At 34.0% G+C, this 18,016-nt stretch carries 27 protein-coding genes; 1 reads left to right on the top strand and 26 read right to left on the bottom strand.

All coding sequences use genetic code 11. From position 1 onward, the window contains the following. Positions 1 to 8 precede the first annotated feature (8 nt). From B5D11_RS12950 to B5D11_RS07895, 26 genes are all read right to left on the bottom strand, one after another. Positions 9 to 134, bottom strand: coding sequence for a hypothetical protein (locus B5D11_RS12950; protein ID WP_278244916.1), 126 nt, complete (start codon positions 132 to 134; stop codon positions 9 to 11). A gap of 68 nt (positions 135 to 202) precedes the next feature. Further along, positions 203 to 526, bottom strand: a complete 324-nt coding sequence (locus B5D11_RS08010) for a hypothetical protein (protein WP_011838212.1) — start codon at positions 524 to 526, stop codon at positions 203 to 205. A gap of 128 nt (positions 527 to 654) precedes the next feature. Further along, entirely contained in the window at positions 655 to 1,107 is a 453-nt protein-coding gene (locus B5D11_RS08005) for a DUF4275 family protein (protein WP_011838213.1), read from the bottom strand. Between the two features lie 47 nt (positions 1,108 to 1,154). Continuing rightward, the gene (locus B5D11_RS08000; RefSeq protein WP_035381361.1) at positions 1,155 to 1,481 is read right to left on the bottom strand and encodes a GIY-YIG nuclease family protein; all 327 of its coding nucleotides are present in this window, start codon (positions 1,479 to 1,481) and stop codon (positions 1,155 to 1,157) included. A 139-nt stretch (positions 1,482 to 1,620) separates the two neighbouring features. Then, positions 1,621 to 2,193 carry a major tail protein gene (locus B5D11_RS07995; RefSeq protein ID WP_011838214.1) on the bottom strand — a complete coding sequence of 191 codons (573 nt, stop codon included), beginning with the start codon at positions 2,191 to 2,193 and terminating at the stop codon, positions 1,621 to 1,623. Between the two features lie 2 nt (positions 2,194 to 2,195). Further along, a complete protein-coding gene (locus tag B5D11_RS07990) occupies positions 2,196 to 2,525 on the bottom strand; it encodes a hypothetical protein (RefSeq protein WP_078682520.1) in 330 nt (109 codons plus the stop codon). Then, positions 2,522 to 2,914: an HK97-gp10 family putative phage morphogenesis protein gene (locus tag B5D11_RS07985; protein ID WP_011838216.1), complete on the bottom strand. Its 393-nt coding sequence runs from the start codon at positions 2,912 to 2,914 to the stop codon at positions 2,522 to 2,524. The genes B5D11_RS07990 and B5D11_RS07985 overlap by 4 nt, the downstream gene beginning before the upstream one ends. Further along, positions 2,907 to 3,233 (bottom strand): phage head closure protein, encoded by a 327-nt coding sequence (locus B5D11_RS07980; RefSeq protein WP_011838217.1) that lies wholly within the window; start codon positions 3,231 to 3,233, stop codon positions 2,907 to 2,909. Before B5D11_RS07980 ends, B5D11_RS07985 begins: the two co-directional genes overlap by 8 nt. Next, the gene (locus B5D11_RS07975) at positions 3,230 to 3,802 is read right to left on the bottom strand and encodes a head-tail connector protein (protein ID WP_011838218.1); all 573 of its coding nucleotides are present in this window, start codon (positions 3,800 to 3,802) and stop codon (positions 3,230 to 3,232) included. The genes B5D11_RS07980 and B5D11_RS07975 overlap by 4 nt, the downstream gene beginning before the upstream one ends. Before the next feature lie 41 nt (positions 3,803 to 3,843). After that, complete coding sequence (locus tag B5D11_RS07970; RefSeq protein WP_011838219.1) at positions 3,844 to 4,284, bottom strand: hypothetical protein; 441 nt, start codon at positions 4,282 to 4,284, stop codon at positions 3,844 to 3,846. A gap of 12 nt (positions 4,285 to 4,296) precedes the next feature. Further along, the gene (locus B5D11_RS07965) at positions 4,297 to 5,580 is read right to left on the bottom strand and encodes a phage major capsid protein (RefSeq protein ID WP_242942256.1); all 1,284 of its coding nucleotides are present in this window, start codon (positions 5,578 to 5,580) and stop codon (positions 4,297 to 4,299) included. Between the two features lie 33 nt (positions 5,581 to 5,613). After that, positions 5,614 to 6,357 (bottom strand): head maturation protease, ClpP-related, encoded by a 744-nt coding sequence (locus tag B5D11_RS07960; RefSeq protein WP_078682518.1) that lies wholly within the window; start codon positions 6,355 to 6,357, stop codon positions 5,614 to 5,616. Between the two features lie 69 nt (positions 6,358 to 6,426). Continuing rightward, on the bottom strand, positions 6,427 to 7,704 hold the full coding sequence (locus tag B5D11_RS07955) for a phage portal protein (RefSeq protein WP_078682517.1): 1,278 nt from the start codon (positions 7,702 to 7,704) through the stop codon (positions 6,427 to 6,429). An 11-nt stretch (positions 7,705 to 7,715) separates the two neighbouring features. Next, the gene (locus tag B5D11_RS07950) at positions 7,716 to 10,265 is read right to left on the bottom strand and encodes a terminase TerL endonuclease subunit (RefSeq protein ID WP_011838223.1); all 2,550 of its coding nucleotides are present in this window, start codon (positions 10,263 to 10,265) and stop codon (positions 7,716 to 7,718) included. Next, entirely contained in the window at positions 10,258 to 10,740 is a 483-nt protein-coding gene (locus B5D11_RS07945; protein WP_011838224.1) for a phage terminase small subunit P27 family, read from the bottom strand. Before B5D11_RS07945 ends, B5D11_RS07950 begins: the two co-directional genes overlap by 8 nt. Positions 10,741 to 10,835: 95 nt before the next feature. Further along, the gene (locus B5D11_RS07940; protein WP_078682516.1) at positions 10,836 to 11,009 is read right to left on the bottom strand and encodes a Spo0E family sporulation regulatory protein-aspartic acid phosphatase; all 174 of its coding nucleotides are present in this window, start codon (positions 11,007 to 11,009) and stop codon (positions 10,836 to 10,838) included. A 102-nt stretch (positions 11,010 to 11,111) separates the two neighbouring features. Then, positions 11,112 to 11,525, bottom strand: coding sequence for a gamma-glutamylcyclotransferase family protein (locus B5D11_RS07935; protein ID WP_078682515.1), 414 nt, complete (start codon positions 11,523 to 11,525; stop codon positions 11,112 to 11,114). Between the two features lie 26 nt (positions 11,526 to 11,551). Then, the gene (locus tag B5D11_RS07930; protein WP_078682514.1) at positions 11,552 to 12,445 is read right to left on the bottom strand and encodes an amidoligase family protein; all 894 of its coding nucleotides are present in this window, start codon (positions 12,443 to 12,445) and stop codon (positions 11,552 to 11,554) included. A 2-nt stretch (positions 12,446 to 12,447) separates the two neighbouring features. Continuing rightward, positions 12,448 to 12,624: a hypothetical protein gene (locus B5D11_RS12660; RefSeq protein WP_180376979.1), complete on the bottom strand. Its 177-nt coding sequence runs from the start codon at positions 12,622 to 12,624 to the stop codon at positions 12,448 to 12,450. A 115-nt stretch (positions 12,625 to 12,739) separates the two neighbouring features. Then, a complete protein-coding gene (dcm, locus tag B5D11_RS07925; RefSeq protein WP_347476834.1) occupies positions 12,740 to 14,080 on the bottom strand; it encodes a DNA cytosine methyltransferase in 1,341 nt (446 codons plus the stop codon). Between the two features lies 1 nt (position 14,081). Continuing rightward, positions 14,082 to 15,317 carry a site-specific DNA-methyltransferase gene (locus tag B5D11_RS07920; protein ID WP_078682512.1) on the bottom strand — a complete coding sequence of 412 codons (1,236 nt, stop codon included), beginning with the start codon at positions 15,315 to 15,317 and terminating at the stop codon, positions 14,082 to 14,084. 4 nt (positions 15,318 to 15,321) lie between these two features. After that, entirely contained in the window at positions 15,322 to 15,747 is a 426-nt protein-coding gene (locus B5D11_RS07915; RefSeq protein WP_078682511.1) for an RNA polymerase subunit sigma-70, read from the bottom strand. Between the two features lie 412 nt (positions 15,748 to 16,159). After that, positions 16,160 to 16,540: an HNH endonuclease gene (locus B5D11_RS07910; protein WP_078682604.1), complete on the bottom strand. Its 381-nt coding sequence runs from the start codon at positions 16,538 to 16,540 to the stop codon at positions 16,160 to 16,162. Positions 16,541 to 16,672: 132 nt separating this feature from the next. Next, complete coding sequence (locus B5D11_RS07905) at positions 16,673 to 16,879, bottom strand: hypothetical protein (protein ID WP_078682510.1); 207 nt, start codon at positions 16,877 to 16,879, stop codon at positions 16,673 to 16,675. A 57-nt stretch (positions 16,880 to 16,936) separates the two neighbouring features. After that, positions 16,937 to 17,353: a DUF1492 domain-containing protein gene (locus tag B5D11_RS07900; protein WP_078682509.1), complete on the bottom strand. Its 417-nt coding sequence runs from the start codon at positions 17,351 to 17,353 to the stop codon at positions 16,937 to 16,939. A gap of 1 nt (position 17,354) precedes the next feature. Further along, entirely contained in the window at positions 17,355 to 17,657 is a 303-nt protein-coding gene (locus tag B5D11_RS07895; protein WP_078682508.1) for a hypothetical protein, read from the bottom strand. Between the two features lie 120 nt (positions 17,658 to 17,777). On the opposite strand from B5D11_RS07895, the gene B5D11_RS07890 reads away from it, so the two are divergent. Next, the coding region (locus B5D11_RS07890; RefSeq protein ID WP_143327684.1) for a helix-turn-helix domain-containing protein at positions 17,778 to 18,016 on the top strand (239 nt) is incomplete at its 3' end.

Below are 18,016 nucleotides of genomic sequence, written 5' to 3'. Positions count from 1 at the left end.
CCTCCCTGCTAGAAAATAATGTTATCTATATAATCAAGCTCCTCTTCTTCCTCAATTCCATTTACTCTCTTGTATACATTAAAAAGCGCTTGTAACTTCTTAGGTGTACTGTGCCAAAATTGCTCCTCTGTCATTTTTAAAAGGTTTGTTCCTAAATAGAAAAGCCACTCCCAATCCCAACCTTCGGAATCAGTGTGGCTTTCTATTCCCCCATGTTTTCAGTTACTTCTGGCATTGCTATTACCAATGCTTCATTAATTGCAGTGCCTAATTTCTCCATATCACTTAAAGTTAACATTTTTCCTACTTCTTTTAAGGTTACACTTTCATCTGCAGCCTTAATTGCTGAATAAATAAGTGCTCTTATTGCCTTTAGTTTTCTATTCTGTAAATCTTCAAAAGCTTCATTGATATCTCCATAGATCTCTTCTAATTCACAGAATGTATTCATATCAAATTTAAGTTCATACTCTTTGTTTCCTATAGTAATTTTAATACCTTTATTTTTCAGTTCTGATGCTTTCATATAATCAGCTCCTTTCTGGATTTTGGGTATAAAAAAACAGGGATGCTTATTTCCCTGCTAATTAAAAATACTTTAATGTTGATACATTAGTATAAATATTGTTCTTAACTATGTATCAAAATAATTACTTAAGCTTTTGTATCTCTATAACTAAAATAAGGACCGCACCACCCAGTTTCGTGTGTTTTTACATAAGTCCAGTTAAATTCTTTGTCTACAACATAAACATCAAATTCATTCAACAAATCATTTGCATTCAAGTTAGCTGCCTCTTCAACAATAAAAACATCATCTGTATGTTGGTAAAAAATATAACAGGAATTTTTCCGTTCATTATTAAAAGCCGTTTCTGCTTCTTGCTCTTTCAAACAAACTCTTTTTTCGAAGCTGAATACATGCCATAAATATCCACAAAAACCATCGTCATCGTACATAAAAATTTCTTTCTTTTCATTATGACTCAAATGATTTGCAAAAACATTCTCCCATTGCTTTCGTAAAAAAGTCCCCCATTTAGGAACTTCAATCACCTTAATACTTTTATTTTTAAGTATCTCATTTATACTCATATTAAGTTCCATCTCTTCACCAACCTTTAGATTAACTCAATAATAAAATTGTAAATTTATCAGCCTTTTTTATTGTATTTAGGACGATATGCTAAGATAAAAGAGGATTCAAGTGCTTGTCTAGCAATAATATCAATTTTTTCATCTAACTTTATAATATGAATTAAATTACCTTCTTTAAACCAAGGTTTGTCCGACTCTTTTGGAGTATGCTTATAACATCTATCGTTTAATGAAGTACCTGTTTCTCCAATATATAAACATTCAGAATTATTATAAAATAAGTATATGATATTTGAAACCGAAATTTCTTCTTTAAATTTTTGTATATCTTGTTTATTAGAAACTAGATTACAATAATTATATTTTACAGTTTTTAATTCCATTTTATCCCCCTTTGAATTATTATTTTATCTTTTAGTTAAGTAAATATCATTACTTCAAAACATTCTACAACGGTATACTAACTACATATTTTATTATAACAAACATTTCCTTACAGTTAAATTAGCTTCATGTAATATTTTATGCTGTTACTACAGGCTCTTCAGGAACAGCAGTAAACCACGAACTAATAATTGTTGCATCTACCCCTTCAGCATCCTCATCTGCAATAAATCTATAATTACCATCAAAGTCCCTTGAATAAAACTTGCCTTTAAGCTTAGCACTCTGAGCCTTTGGCTTTTCTGCTTCAGTATCATATTCATCTGTTGCAAGTTCAAACTTTCCTTTTAAAAGCCATACATACCTGTACTTCCCGTTATTTTTCTTAGATTTAAAACCAAGTGCTATAGTTGGAGGCATATCATCCTTGTTTTCTACTAATATACCCTTTACAACCTTTGATCCCTGCAGTTTTGCCCTGCTTGTAATTGATAGCTGATTTACTTCAATTTCTACATCCACACCTTCAAAAGCAGTTATTATATCTTCTACAGTATCATCTGAATAAATATTTTCTGAATTTGATTTTGGAGAAAGTTTAGCACTTATTGCTCTTTCTAACTTTTCCGGAGTGCTGTAAGTAACACCAGTACTGTCATCCTTTGTTAAAACAGCTATATGAATATCTCTAAGCCCTATCTGTCTTGCCATACTTATTCACCTTCCTCTAAATAATAAAATTTAAAGCCTTTATGATAGATTTTTGTATCTTCTTCATAAAGGTCTATTTCATTTAATCTTTTGAACCCTGCTTTAAGCAAAAGTTCTTTTATATTTTTAACTATATCTGTATAATCAGCCTTTGACCACACATCTACTTGGATATAATGTGCTGTCAAAGCTTCTTCATCATCCTCATACTCTTCACCTGCAGTTAAATACTCATGAAAAGTAATATAGGTTTCTGTTTTTCCACTATACTTTTGAAAAGCTACTGGAATTCTAAGAGGTTTCAATGTATCCATAATCAACTTATTTATCATTCCTCAAGTCCCCTTTGCAGTTCTTCCTTTATAATATTATTTATCTCTCTTTTATTCTCAAGGACAGAGTTCTCTGCCCAATGCTGTGCAGGAATTTTACTTGTACCAAATTCAGTAAATTTTGAATAAAAGAACTCTGAATTATCTCCTTTATTAGGACCTATCTCAATAAAATCTACGCCGTTTTCTTTTTCAATATCCGAAACCTTTATATTATCTGCCATATGTCTTTTTGTCTTGTTTGACCTTGGAGCATTTTTTTCCATGCTAGTTTTCACTAAATTCCCTGCTTTATCAAGTGCTCTTTTCTTTATTACATCTCCTCTTGCACCCAGCTTGTTTACCCTGTCTATAAGCTCCTGCATTCCTTCAAGTTCTATTCTAGCCACTGATATCAACCTCCATAGCCTTGATTTCTATGAATTTATTGGCATATTTTATGTTATCAATTGAAGTTATATTGTACTGCTTTCCTTTAAATAAAATCCTCATTGTTGTTTCAATATTTGGTACATACCGTATAGTAAATTTAACAGTATTTTCGGCATGAACAGCTGCTGCTTCAAAGTATTCTCTGCCATGAAGATTTGTAACAGCCGCCCATAACTCTTTAAAATCTGTCCAAGTTTCAGTTTCAAAGCCATTATCATCTGTTTGAACTGTATTTTTCTGCAATTTTATTCTATGTCTTAAATCTTCAGCCTTCATATTGGAATCACCCTGTTCATAGAAAGAAGAGCATTTCTTGCTTCCTCTAACTTTGTTTTTTCCTCTGGTCTGTAGTCATCATATAAAAGCTTCATTTGAAGTATCATTGCCCACTTTATTGCTTCAGGCACTTTATCTCCACTATCTCCATAGCCTGCAATTAATCTTACTCTTACTGCATTTACTGACTGAAGTTCTACTGTAGGCCAATGCTTTCCTCTATTTAAAACAACTCTATTTACAAAGCCATCTAAATCAAAAATATAATTACTTTCATCAAATAAATACTCCTGTCTATTCTCATCATAATATTTTATACTTTCCACCTTTTGTATCGGTGAGCAGCTATCAAAAACTATAGCATTACCATTAGGGAAAGTATCCAAAACAAACTCTAATGTCTGAGTTATATATTTTCTATTTTGAAAGTTTTCACACCATTCCCTTGCCTGCTTTATAAGACTTTGTATTAGCAAATCATCATCATTACCATCTACTCTTAAATGCTGTTTTGCTTCTTCTAAAGTTATGGGTTCAACTATTGGTGGATTTATTATTTTGATTGCCATCTTATCACCCCAAAAGAAAAGGAGCACTAAGGCTCCTTGATTTAACTGCTGTATCTGCTGTCTATAATAACATCTGCACTTGCAAAATTAGCTGCTTGAGAACTTGCCCCGATTTTAATTCCGATACAAGTAAATCCTTCATTTATATCAAGCTTTGCAGGATCTATTTGAAAAACAATCTGCTTATTTCCTGCTGTTTCTTCTACTGTATATCCTGCTCCATCTGTTTTTAATAAAGTATCTGCAGTCGTATTCTCATTTGCCCATACTGGTACACTGCTGATTAATGCCTTTGAATCTGTTCCTTGTGTATCTTTTGCCTGATATATGGATATTTGTGTTTCATGAGCTGCTGCTTGAGTAAGATTTACAATTACTACAGCATTTACTGCATTTTTTAAATTTACATATCTGCTTTCTATACCTTCATTTGTTGTCTTTGGTGAAATGATCTGTATTACTTTATATTTTTCAATAAACATAATTTTTACCTCCTACCTATCTGCTAAAGTTACAAAAGGACTTAGTGGATTTGCACCCTTGTAAGGCATAATTGGCTTATTCTTATACGGCATTCCATTAAATTTATAGATGAATCTGAATACCTGCTCATCATATAAAAATCTTACATGGATAGATACATCAGAAGTTAAACCTTTTTTATCTATTCCAATGTACTGTGTTGGATCTGCTAAAATAATATCTCCTTTTTTACCAAGAGGGGAGCACTGCTCTATTGGAATAATTGGTCTATTAAGTAAGGTACTGTACTGTGATGCTGCAGCTCCACCGGAAGGCATAAACACAGGTGCTCCACCAGCTCCAATATTAAGAGCCATAGTGTAAAGCTGTGGTTCTATCTCTTGATTTATATACCATACTGCATTTGCTCTAAGTCTTGCAGGCATTGAACTCCACATTTTAAGTATATTTTCATACTTAATTGTTCCTGCTCCTTGATCTTTTTCCTTGGGTACTGTAACTAATGCATCAGAGTTTAATATTCCAAGGGGCATTCCAACACCAGTACCATTAATGATTGCATCATCTATTTTAAAACTCATTTCATCTGCATAAGCTTGCCTTACTATAGCTTCAAGTGCTGTAGTATCTTGTAAAAGGTCATCGGTTACATAGCAAAGTGCTAAAAGCTTTTGAAGTGACATTTCAATTTCCCTAAACTTTGGCTTGCTTTGAGCTGCTGTTTCTGCTTCAGCTACCCAGTAAGCTTGAACTCCACCCCATCTACTTCCGTTTGCTCTGCTATTTTCGTCAATTCCAAGGGCTCTAAGCCTATTGGTATTAGCTCCTATAGGAATCATTCTTATTCTGTTTGCCACCTGACTTTGTGCCATCATGGATTCAAATAAGTCATTTATAAACTCATTTTCAAGTAAAAATCCTCCTTCTGAAGCTATGCTTTCATTAAGTCCTGTTGCTGAGTTCTGGTAAGTTAATCTGTTGTCCATCCTTCCACCTGGGGATGAAGCCTTTGCAACAGCACTTAAAAATTCTCCCATGCACTTCCACTTCTTTTCATTGTGATTCTTTGGCTGAGCATATATTGGTTCATTCACTGGTGTCTTAGCCTGTTTTTCTCTTTCTGCATTTAATGCATCTATTTCTTTTTGTGCTTCAATTTTAGCTTTTAAAGCCTTAATTTCAGAAAGCTTTGCATTAATTTCTTCAGCTGTAACATCCTCTTTATTTATTAGATTTTTAGATTCTGTTTCTAAATTTGATAACTGAGCTAATAATTCTTTCATTTTTTCTGACATATACATTACCTTCCTTTCAAAATAATAAAAGCCCTAAAGTTCACACTCTAAGGCAAGTTTTGCTTTTAATAATTTTATTTTTTCTTCATCTTTATAGGTTTCTTTAAACCTTTGATTATACTGTTTTATAAAATCTCTAGTCCTGTTATTAACACTATTTTGAATAGCAAACCTGCTGAACATAAAAGAATTTTCCAATGGCTCTTCTTTATTCTTTTCATAAAGCATTCCATCTGCAAATCCTTCAGCTACAGCTTTTTTTGCACTCATCCAAGTTTCCTCATCCATCATCTGAGATATTTTTGCTCTTGATTTGCCTGTTTTAAGCTGATAGGCATTAATTATAGTTTCCTTTACTTCATCTAGCACATCAGCTCCATGCCTTAAATCCTTAGCTTCACCTTGAAAAGTTCCCCAGGGGTTGTGTAGCATTATTATTGATGTTGGAGACATAAGTATTTCATCTCCTGCCATAGCTATAACTGAAGCTGCTGAAATTGCTACACCATCAATTTTAACTTTAACTTTTCCATTATGCTCCTTTAAAGCTGTGTAAATTCTTGAAGCTGCATAGACATCACCTCCATAAGAATTAATCCAAACATTTATATCTTTGCCTTTATATTTATTAAGTTCTGACATAAAACCCTTTGGAGTTACATTGTCATTTCCAAATAGCATGGACCAAAAGTCATCATCCATGACAATGTCACCATCAATTCTAAGATCTATCTCCTCCTCATTTTCTTCGATATTTTTAAAATTCCAAAATGACATTTTATCACTTCCCTTCATTAATATCTGAATTTGTGTATTTTAAAAAAACTCCATGTAACATAGAGCCAATTATCCTCGTTTTAAAATATCTGAAATTTCATTAACCATTTTGTTTTTAGTATCATCTTGCTTTTTAAAATAATCATTTGCCATAGTTGCATCAATGCAATTTAATGGTTGTATATAAATATCTCCTCCTTCTACAGGATTCATATTTTCAAGCCTTCTAATATCATTAACAGAAAGCCATCCCCACTGTCTTCCTTGTGCATAGGCTTCATATCTTGATTTAATATCTCCACGGAGTAGTCCACTGATATTAAATTCAAAATATCTGTTTTTTCTTCTTGATTCTTTTGATAAAAGCTGAAGATTTAAATTTTCTTCCCATTTTTTAAACCACGGCAGCATAGTGTAAACAATAAACTCTAAGCTCTGATGTTCAATATTGTTATTTGTGGATCTTGTTAAATCCTGCACCAGATGAAGTGGTACTCTGAAAATTCTGCACACATCTTCAATTCTGAATCTTTTGGATTCTAAAAACTGTGCATCTGTAAGCTTCATGGTTATTTCCTTAAACTGACCGCCGCCTTCAAGAATCATTGGAACACCTGCATTAGAAAGTCCTGTATAATTCTTTTTTATATCCTTTTTAAGCCTTTGAAATGCTTCATCTGAAAGCTCGTTAGGATACTGAAAAATACCGCTGGTTGAAGCCCTGTTATGATAAAAATTTCTTTCAAAGGTGTCCTGAGATAATCCAATATCAATAGTAAGTGCCGCATAACTAAGAGGTGTTATTCCTATATACCCGTCTAAAGTAAGTCCCGGAATATGAAATATTTCATCTCTTGTTTTAGGCTCTTGCTTTCCATCAATATAATAAAGAAGCCTTCCTGTAGATTTATCTATATCAATTCTTACTCTGTCCCATGCTATTGGTCTAAGTTCTAAAAGCTCTCCATGCATATTAAAAACCTTTTGTGCTATAAAGTTTCCCCCAAGGTTTATATTTGTCATACCAAACTCTTTAAACTGCACTGGTGTCATTTCTGCATTTGGTGCATAATGAAGTACACCATATTCAGCAGTGTCTGTAACCTGCCTTCTGTTTCCTTTATCATCTTTTTCATAAAGCATTATAGGACAGCTTGCCAAGGTTTCAGAAAGAACTCTATTGCAGGCAAAAACTGCAGAAAAACTCATAGCGGATGCTGTATCTATTTTAAAATTATCTTTTACAACTTCTTCACCATTTAAAAAATCCTCCGAATATTTCTGAAGGACTTCAAACAAGGCATTTTGTGGAGTCATAAATAATTTCATTCTATCTTTTAGTTTCAAAGCACCACCTCCTAATCAAGAAAACTTCTCATTCCTCTTTTTTCATAGACACTTTCTTTATTTTCATGTCTTATGGATCTATCAAGTGCCATAATAAGTGCTACAGCACCATCTATCTTTTCAGTAGACTTTTCTTTGTCAGGCTTTATATTACCTGCCGGATCAGTTTTTACATAAATATTATCCATCATCCACCTTAAAACAGGATGTCCTCCATGGGCTATTTTCTTTTCAAGAGTAATTTTCATAAGCTCCTTTGTAGGAGGAGACATATCCTTATACCCCTGCCCAAAAGGTACAACTGTAAATCCCATTCCCTCAAGGTTCTGTACCATCTGCACGGCCCCCCAGCGGTCAAAGGCGATTTCTTTTATGTTATATTTTTTCCCAAGCTCTTCAATAAAGGTTTCTATATAGCCATAATGAACTACATTTCCTTCAGTAGTTTTTAAGTATCCCTGCTTTTTCCAAATATCATAAGGTACATGATCTCGTCTTACTCTTAAATTTAAATTATCCTCTGGTATCCAAAAGTGAGGAAGAACAATATATTTTTCATCTGATGTTCTTGGAGGAAATACTAAAACAAAGGCTGTGATATCTGTGGTACTTGAAAGGTCAAGTCCCCCATAACACTCTCTTCCTTTTAAACTATCTATATCAACTTTAAAAGCACACTCATCCCACTTGTCCATCTGCATCCATCTTGTGGACTGCTTCACCCATTGATTTAATCTAAGCTGACGGAATATATTTTCTTCAGCAGGATTTTCTTTTGCACTGTTAAAGGCATTTCTCACTTTTTCTATATCTATGGTATGCCCAAGAGAAGGGTTTGCTTTATACCAGTTTTTCTCTAATGTCCAATCGTCATTGTCATCTATTCCATAAATAACAGGATAAAATGTTGGATCGATTTTTCTTCCTTCTAATATATCTACTGCCTTTTGATGTACTTCATAGCATATAGAATTTCTATCTGTTCCGGCTGTGGTTATAAGAAAAAACAGCGGCTGCAATCTTGCATCACCACTTCCTTTAGTCATAACATCATATAAATCCCTGTTAGGCTGAGCATGAAGTTCATCCATTACAACTCCATGAACATTAAGTCCATGTTTTGAATAAGCTTCAGCAGATAATACCTGATAAAAGCTGTTTGTAGGCTTATATATCAATCTTTTTACAGAAAGAACAGGTTTAATTCTTTTCTTAAGAGCAGGACACTGTTCTACCATTTCAACAGCTACATCAAAAACGATAGAAGCCTGTTGTCTGTCTGCAGCACAGCCGTAAACTTCAGCTCCCCATTCTCCATCTCCGCAGGTCATATAAAGAGCAACTGCAGCAGCAAGCTCGCTATTATGTGTAGGAATCATGGATTTACCTGCTAAATATAATCTTGATGGGCTGTCAACCTGAATACATCTCATTTTTGTCTTTCCTGTTTTTTCAATAGACTTTATATAATGAAAATGTGATCTTGTTTTAATATTTCTTTCTCTGCCTCTTTTAAGCTTTCTATCTAATCCTGATACTTCTAAGTCATTAAAAGCAGTAAACTTTATTAAATAACATATTTCACCTGTTTCAATTCCATATCTAGCTGATGGAGCTGTTTTTAACGTATTCTTTATTCCCAATGACCATAATAAATCCTGAACATCCTTGGCAAGTTCAAAAAGAATTGTCACATATATTGCCTGGCTTTTAGCAGTGCTTACACATCCATCAGAATCTATTAACCCTTGTAATAATCTTTTTCTTTGCTGAGCTGATGCTCTTAAATATTCAATAGGTATCCTTTTTTCCCTAAAGTTTTTAACTAATATACTTTTAAGTTCTTTATATACTAAAATATCGCTGTTACCCTCCTGCTTATATCTATTATGAAGTTTATATGGTATATTTTTAATAACTTCGTCAACATCATCTCTCATTACAGTTATTTCAGGCTTTACAGCATTACCATTTCCTATCCAGTACCCAAATAGATACGGATCTATAGGAAGTTTATTTTCAGGCAAAATAAAAGCATCCGCTATTGGGATGCGAAATAATGCTCTATTTTCTTTACTTTTAGTTTTAAACTGCTTTTGATACATTTCTCCTGTTGTTAATAGTTTTTCTCTTCTGCCATTATTAGTAACTTGAACCTTCCATAGATGCCTTTCTCCAGCTACTATACTTGTTCCATCTCTAAAATTTATTTTATATGCCTGCTCCGTATCATCAATTTCACTTATTGCAACAACATTACAAGGTCTTCCCTTTTCATCAATTACCTTATCTCCTGCTTTTATTTCCCCCATTGTAGTCCATCCATCAGGTGTTGGAATCGGAGTATCAAGGGCTAACTGTTTTCCATTTTTCTTAGGAATTTCAACATAAGCAGTATTATACTGCCTGTATCCATTTTCTTTTACTGTTCCGAATATATCCCTTATAATTTTATCCTGCCAAGGCAGAAGATCAAAAGGAACACCACGCCACTGACCCTTTGTATGCTTTAAGCAGTTAATAAAGTTTACGGCATGCTGTGCTTTTGCTTCATCATACACTCTTACTGCCTCCTTTATAAAGTATAAGTTCCATTGGATCTTCTTCATCATTTATATTGTCAGTGACTATTCTGCTTCTTGCTGATGGAGTAAGTCCAAACTGTTCGCAGAATCTGTTCATGATTTTAAGGTAGGTTTGAGCGATAGATACCTGTGGCACCTGCTGCCAGTATCCCGATGGTGTTTTTACAATAGTTCCATGTTTAGTTATAAATTCTTCTGCTTCCTTCCACCTTGCATAGGCTTGACAATATCCTGCAAAGGCTGCCATATCTATTTCTGTAAGTATTCCCATTGCCTCAAGCTGCTTTGACATTCTCCTCCACTCTTTTTTAGCTTCAGCATCAAGCCAGCCTGGACATTTAGGTGCTTTTTTCTCAGGTTTTGGTTCATCTTCATTAAGTGGTCTTTTCCCTGGATTTCCTTCAAGTATTTTTAATGCTGTTGGTTTTGGTTTTCTTCCCCTTTGAGCCATAGGTATCACCTCCAATCTTTGATTTTATATATAAAAAGAGCCTACAAAAGTAAGCTCTTGAAATTGCATATTTCTTTTTACCTATGGGATAAATTTTATTCTTTATGTTTAAAATCCTGCATGTTTAATTTTTGATAAGCCGCTATAAGCTTGTCTAAAGTTTCGCTTTGCTTAAGTATCTGTTCATTTGTAAGATTTTCATGTCCCATTTCAATCATATCTTCTAACTTTTTCTTTTCTCGTTTTAACTTCTCATACAACTTAAGCATTCCCCTCACCCCCAGCTTTTTAACAGTATAGCACAAAATATTGTTGTATTTTGTCAATATCTGTTATTGAATAAACATTTTCTTTTAGTAAATATTATCTCTTTACTTGAAGCTTTTTAATTTTGCTTCTTTGAGACTTTCAAGCGGCAAATTCCAATCCTTAAAGCCTTTCTTTATAATACTGTAATACATATCTGAGGGTTTTCCTTTTCCTTTTTTATTCATTACATAAGCAAAAGCTTCATAAATTTTACCATTCTCATCTTCTGCTTTTACGTTTATTTTTCTGTATAGTCTTGGATACCCTTCATATATATCAAGATTTTTGATATCTTTATCTGAAACTTTATAAACAGCTCCATAAACTACACCATCAGCACTTTCAATAATATCTGCTGCCGTGTTAAAAACTAATTTATATCCCTTCAGCTTTACTTTAATAATCGGAACTGAATCAGGACATCTTTTTTTCATTTGAACCTTATTAAGGTTTGAACCATAAGCAAAATACAGCATTAATTTTCTCCTCCAATATACAATATTTAAGCTGCATGTCTCCATGCCGAGTTGCCTTCAAGGTTTGCTAAGAAATGATACCTGCAAGTTTCAAACTCTTCGCCTATAAGTCCAAGTCTTAACATCCAGCATCTGAAAGTATATTTTTCATTATCGGTTTTAGTTCTTTTTGCACTGGCACTTCTTTGAGTTATTGCCTGATGACTCACTGCAAGACAAAATTGAATATATGCTTTTATTTTGCCTGCATGAGTTGTTCCATTGAAAAGCCGAAACTCTACCGTTCCTTTATCAAATATACTGTGAAGGTTAAGACCATAATATCTTGTTGGATGGTAGTGTTTTCTTCTTGATTCTCTGCTGTAGCCTTCATACCAAACTTCAGCAAGCTCTTCAAGAGTTTCAGGTTTCTTTTTATTTATGGTGTTAAGAAGATTTTCGTTTACCTTTTTACAATATCTGATCCTTGAAGTTTCAATATCAAGAGCTTTATAAATTAAATCTTCCTTGCTGGCTATTAAATTTATAAGATTTTTTAGACTTACAGGTGTATGATTTGCTCCATCAACATGTATATGTATTCCACAGCTTTTATTGGCAAAAGCCCCTGTCTTTCTAAGTTTTCTCACTAATTCCTGCAGAGTCTGAATATCTTCATAAACAAGAACCGGACTTACAATCTCAACTTTATAAATATCTGATGCTGAAACAATTTCTCCTTCAACTTTCTTTTGAGGTTCTATACTGCCGTCCTGAACTACTTTCCATATTCTTTCATTAAAGTCTTTGATGTGATACTCATCATATCTCCCGCCTGCATGTTGTGCTTCGCTTTTAAAAAAAGCCGCTACTGCTTTTGAAGCAGCAGCTCTTGTAATACCTGTAAGTTCAATTTCTATTCCAAATCTTTGGCTTTTCAAGGTTAACCCTCCAATCTTACAATGTATCCAAAGCTGTTTGAATAAACCTTATAACCTTGATAACCGCTTTTTTGTGCTGTTTCTAAAAGCTTTAAAGCCTTTTCCCTGTTTTCTTCTCTGGTTCCATCGTAAAATTTCAATTCTCCATCCTTGGTAAGCCTTCTTAATTCTTCTTTCATTTTGTTTTACCCCTTTCAAAGTGTGTTTATTACCTTTTGGTAGTGTACATATTACCTCTGAAAGCGGTATATAGCCAGTTATATCTATCAAATAAAACACATAATTTTGACGACTCTATTCGTCATCTGATGGTAAACTTGCAGCTACTGCAAAAGCAACATTTACAGTTACTGCATTACCTGCCTGCTTGTAAAGCTGAGCATCTGAATTTACAGCCCTTGCTTTTTCAAATAATTCATCTGGAAAACCTTGAAGTCTGAAGCATTCCTTTGGTGTGAGCCTTCTAATACGGTAATTTTTGTCCAATGTAGCCATCTGACATCCTGTATCTAAAGTATTTGATATACCTTTTCCAACTCTGCCTCTTCTTGTTTTTGAATTAGGGACTGAAATATTTATGCTGTCTCCAATCTCAGCTTCAGTATAACCTTTTTTTGTAGCTTCTTTAACTGCAACTCCATGTCTGTCCTGCCCTGTTAAAGTAAACATTGGCTCATCTGTATTTTTAAATCTCCTTCCATTCTGACGTTTATTTTCTCTTTCAGGAGTTATAACTGCCCTTGCTTCAAGAACAGCACTATTCATTGCGGTTCTATTAACCACTCCTGCTGTATAACGTGATGTAATGCATCTTGAGGTATCTGTGAGCTTTGGCTTTGTATAAGACTGATCTATAAAGATTTTGCTTCCTTCGCCCTTATTAGTTGTAACTGCTGGAGCAATTCCTTCTGATGAATAAACATTTCCATTCATACCTTTGCCGCTTGAGTTAATATTACCTATACAATAAAGACCAGTTTTAGCACCAGCTCCGCCGGCACTGCTTTGAAGTGTGCAGGCTATACCTTCGGTATCATATACTCTGTATCCCTGCATGCCACTTATAATTTGCTTAAGAGCTGCTGTGTTTTCTCCTGTGATAGGTAGTATTTCTCGTCTACCTCTGGTTCTAAGATTTGCAATAATGAACACCCGCTCTCGGTTTTGGGGAACTCCGAAGTCTTTAGAGTTAAGCACCTGCCAGAGAGCATCATACCCTGCTTCATCCAGCTCAGAGAGAACGGCTGCAAAGTCCCATCCGTTATTAATTGACAGCAGGTTTTTAACGTTCTCAATAAGAAGGTATGAGGGTTTATCTTTTTCTTCTTTGCCTTTGATAAGGTCAATAATTCTAAAATATAAGCCGCTTCTTTCTCCACTGAGTCCTCTTTGTTTTCCTGCAACTGAGATATCTTGACATGGGAATCCAAAACACCAGATATCTGCATAGGGTATGTCTTCTGATTTAAGTTTTGTAACGTCATCTGCATACCACTCTCCTTCCGTATCAAACATAGCTCTATAGCTTTTTACTGCAAATTTATCTTTTTCACAAAATCCGATACATTTATGTCCTGCAAGTTCTAAGCCTAATCGAAATCCGCCGATTCCTGCAAAGAAATCAAGGAAGGTCATATTAATCACAACCTTCCTTTTTTATATCAGCATATTTAATTTTAACTCCATCTCTAACTAAAAATACTTCTTCATCAGTTCCAGCCTGCTCTATATATCTTTTTACTGCAACATCCACAAACTTTTCATCTAGTTCAATGGCATAACAAATCCTATCTGTCTGCTCGCAGGCAACCATTGTAGTTCCGCTTCCTGAGAACGGCTCAAGAATTATACAGTTTGTAAGGCTTGAATTTTTAATTGGATACGCTATTAAAGCTACTGGCTTCATTGTGCTATGAAGCTTACTCTTTGAAGGTTTATCAAATTCCCATACAGTAGTTTCTTTTCTACCTGCATACCAATTATGCCTGCCTTTTTTCTTCCACCCAAATAGGCAGGGTTCATGTTTCCATTGATATGGACTGCGTCCTAATACCAAGGATTGCTTTACCCACTGGCACACCCCTGAAAGATAAAAGTTAGCATCCTGAAAAGCATTTCTAAAAATATGTCCTTTAGTATCTGCGTGGAATACATATATTGAAGCATCATCTGCCATATTGTTTTCCATATTTTTAAATGCATCTAAAAGAAATTTATAAAACTCGTCATCCTTTAAATTATCATTTTTAATTGTGCCTTGGCTTCCATCATAGCATACACCGTACGGAGGATCTGTAACCACTAAATTAGCTTTTTTACCATCCATTAACTTTTCATATGTTTCAGCTTTTGTACTGTCCCCGCAAATCAGTCTGTGCCTTCCAAGCAGCCACAAATCTCCCTGCTTTGAAATTACAGGTTCTTTTAAAGCATCTTCAACATCAAAATCATCTTCTTTTATTTCCTTGTCATGAACATTGCTAAACAGTTCTTCTATCTCCGGCGGTTCAAAACCTGTAAAGGAAACATCATAATCTATACTCTGCAAATCCTTAATAAGCTCAGCAAGAAGTGCTTCATTCCACTCTCCGCTTATCTTATTAAGTGCCACATTCAAAGCCTTTTCTTTTGTTTTATCTATATCAATAACAACACAATCAACTTCTGTATAGCCTAAGCTTTTTAAAACCTTCCATCTTTGATGACCGCCAATAATTGTAAGGTCTGAATTTACAATAATGGGATCTACATATCCAAATTCAGTTAAACTGTTTTTTATCTTTTCATATTCCTTATCACCCGGCTTTAAATCTTTTCTCGGATTATATTTAGCAGGTATAAGGCTGTCTATTTTTAACTTCCTAAACTGCATCTTCTTAAACCTCCCCAAACCTTGATTTTATATAGCAGCTGTGACTGCAGTATTTTCTGTTTTTATTTCCATAAGAGCTGAACTCTTTCTGGCAATAGGCACAGGTATATTTATAAACAGCTGTATCCTTTCTGTTTCTTTTATCTTGATTATTTTTCCACCAGATTCTCCTGCATTCTTCACAGCAGAATTTCCTTACTCTCCCTTTTTTCTTTTGTTTTAATTTCTTACCACAGTGAAGGCATACAAGACTCTGCTTTTTCATCTCTTCAATGTTCAAACTTACTACAGAAACATCACCGCAAAGACCATTCCTTTTACAGTAGCTTTTTACTGAATCTCTTGATAAACCAAGAACTGCAGCTATTGCTTTATATCCTAAACCTTTAAGCCTTAGTTCATGAATCTGCTGTTTTTCCACCTTAGTCAATTTCTTTATGCCTCCTTTCCTTTTTGCGATAAGATTAATGCAAAATCTTTAGAAAATGCCATAAAAACATTTAAAAATCACTCATTGAACTTGATTTTTGAATAGTTTTTATATAAACATCAAAAGCCTATAAATCCTTGTATTTTTAAGGTTTACAGGCTTTTACTTCTGATTTTTTACAGATACTTATCTGCAAAATATAAAACAGCTTGATTGCTGATTTTCCAATGGCTACATCTGATTTTATATGAAATATATGCTACCCCCCTTATCAAATTCTGCGAAATTTCGTGCGAAGGGAGCCGCCCGACGTAGGGGGGTTCAAGTGGTGAGGAAATATACCCCCCTACCCTTTCTCGAAGAATTATCAACAGATTATCAACAAGTTATTAACACAGCATTGTTGATAACTTTAATAAGAGTAGACTCTTCCCTTCTTTCCCCATCTACCATCTTCCTTAGCGGTCTTCCTATCATGACATCTTTTGCATAAACTCTGCCAATTGCTCTCATCCCAGAACAGCCTTTCATCACCTTGATGAGGTTTAATATGATCCACTACAGTTGCGGCAGTAACAATCCCCTTTCTTTTACACTCTTTACACAGTGGGTGTTTATGCAGAAACTGTTTCCTAAGTCTTCTCCATCTACTACTATTATAAAGGTAGCCGTAAGGTCTGCAGGTTTTATTGTAGTTTTTATCTATCTCCTTTTGATGTTTCTCACAGTATCTGCTACAGGTAAGTTCAGGACAGGCAGGATAACTGCAGGGTCGTTTAGGTTTTACTGGCATATACATCAGTCCTCCCAAGTTATGTTTTTGCATAAGAAAAACCACCACAGTTTTTTCTGTGATGGCTTTTTGCTAATATCTCTCTATTTTATATAAGACAACATTTAATACTCTAATTCAATCAACTTTACTCTACTTTTTTGTTTTTAATTTAAAAATCCCTGTTTTCATAAGAGTATTTTTAAGCTTGCGGCAATCAGAACAGATGTAATTATAGTGTTGAATATAATTATATGACTTTACTTCCGTGCCGCAAAAGATACAGCGGGGATAATATCTGCTTTGTCTGCCACACTTTTCAATTCTAATACCATCTTGTAAAGCTTCTTTATAACTCATCTTTCTAATCCTCCAATTATAACTAAATCATATTTTTATACTCTACTTCTATCAACTTTACTCTACTCTTTTCAAAGCTGCTATATTTTCAATTGCTCTATCATGAACTTTATAAGCATTTTGAATACTGTACCCCATCTCTACTGCTATTTGCTCCCAAGATTTAAAGCAGAGATATCTAAGTTCTAAAAGGGTTTGTTGTTCTGGATTATTAATTTTTTTAATAACATCCATAATATCTCGCTTTAAATCAACTAATGTATCAATATCTCTATTTATTTCATTTTCCAAATCAACTATTTTTACAATTATATCCTCCATAGAATGCACATTACGAGTTCCACTTGGAGGTGTATCACTTAAAGTAGATGTAGCTTTAGTAGCTAATGCTCTTAAAGATACTATCTGCTCCAATTTACTATTAATTCTTTGGTCTATACGATATGCCTGTGATAAATATTCTTTGGATGTCATACTAAATCTCCTCCTTTAACCAAGGCATTTTGCCACCATAAAAACTTTCTGAAATTTTAAATTGTTTATCTTTATCTAAAGTTTTTATTCTCTTAAAAGTCAAATGCTTTTCCTTCTGAAGCTGCTGCTTAGTTTTATAAAAGCTGCAACTTAGCTCATCACATTTTTTAACATTTAGCACACTGCATTTCCCTTTTCTTAAGGCAAAACAACTATTTATTACTTTTTTCTTTTTAAATTCCTTTATTCCATTCCCAACAGCCTTTGCAGCTGTAGGATCTGAGTATGCTTGTCTATCGGCCATTTACAATTCCCCCTTACTCATATAAATGATACGATAAGAATGTAAGAAAGTGATCATTTAAGAATGTACAAATTGATTATATGTATAGTATAATTATCAATATTTAAATTGGAGGTAATTATGATTATACATATAGATGTTCATTCTGAAATAAAGATAAATAAGTTAGAAGATCTTCATAAATTAAAGTTAATTATGGAGGAAAACAATTTGAAAGTAAACAAAAGTCAGATAGCTAGAGAACTTGGCGTTGATCCACGTACCGTAGGTAAATATTTAAATGGATATGTTAAACCCACCACTAGAAATCGCAAATCCAAAATAGATGCTTTTGAACCCATTATAAAAGAGCTTCTTGG

This window comes from Clostridium sp. USBA 49, assembly GCF_900167505.1.
GTDB lineage: Bacteria > Bacillota > Clostridia > Clostridiales > Clostridiaceae > Clostridium_AT > Clostridium_AT prolinivorans.
Note: the sequence above shows the minus strand (reverse complement) of the source record. Positions and strands in the feature narration are given on the sequence as shown.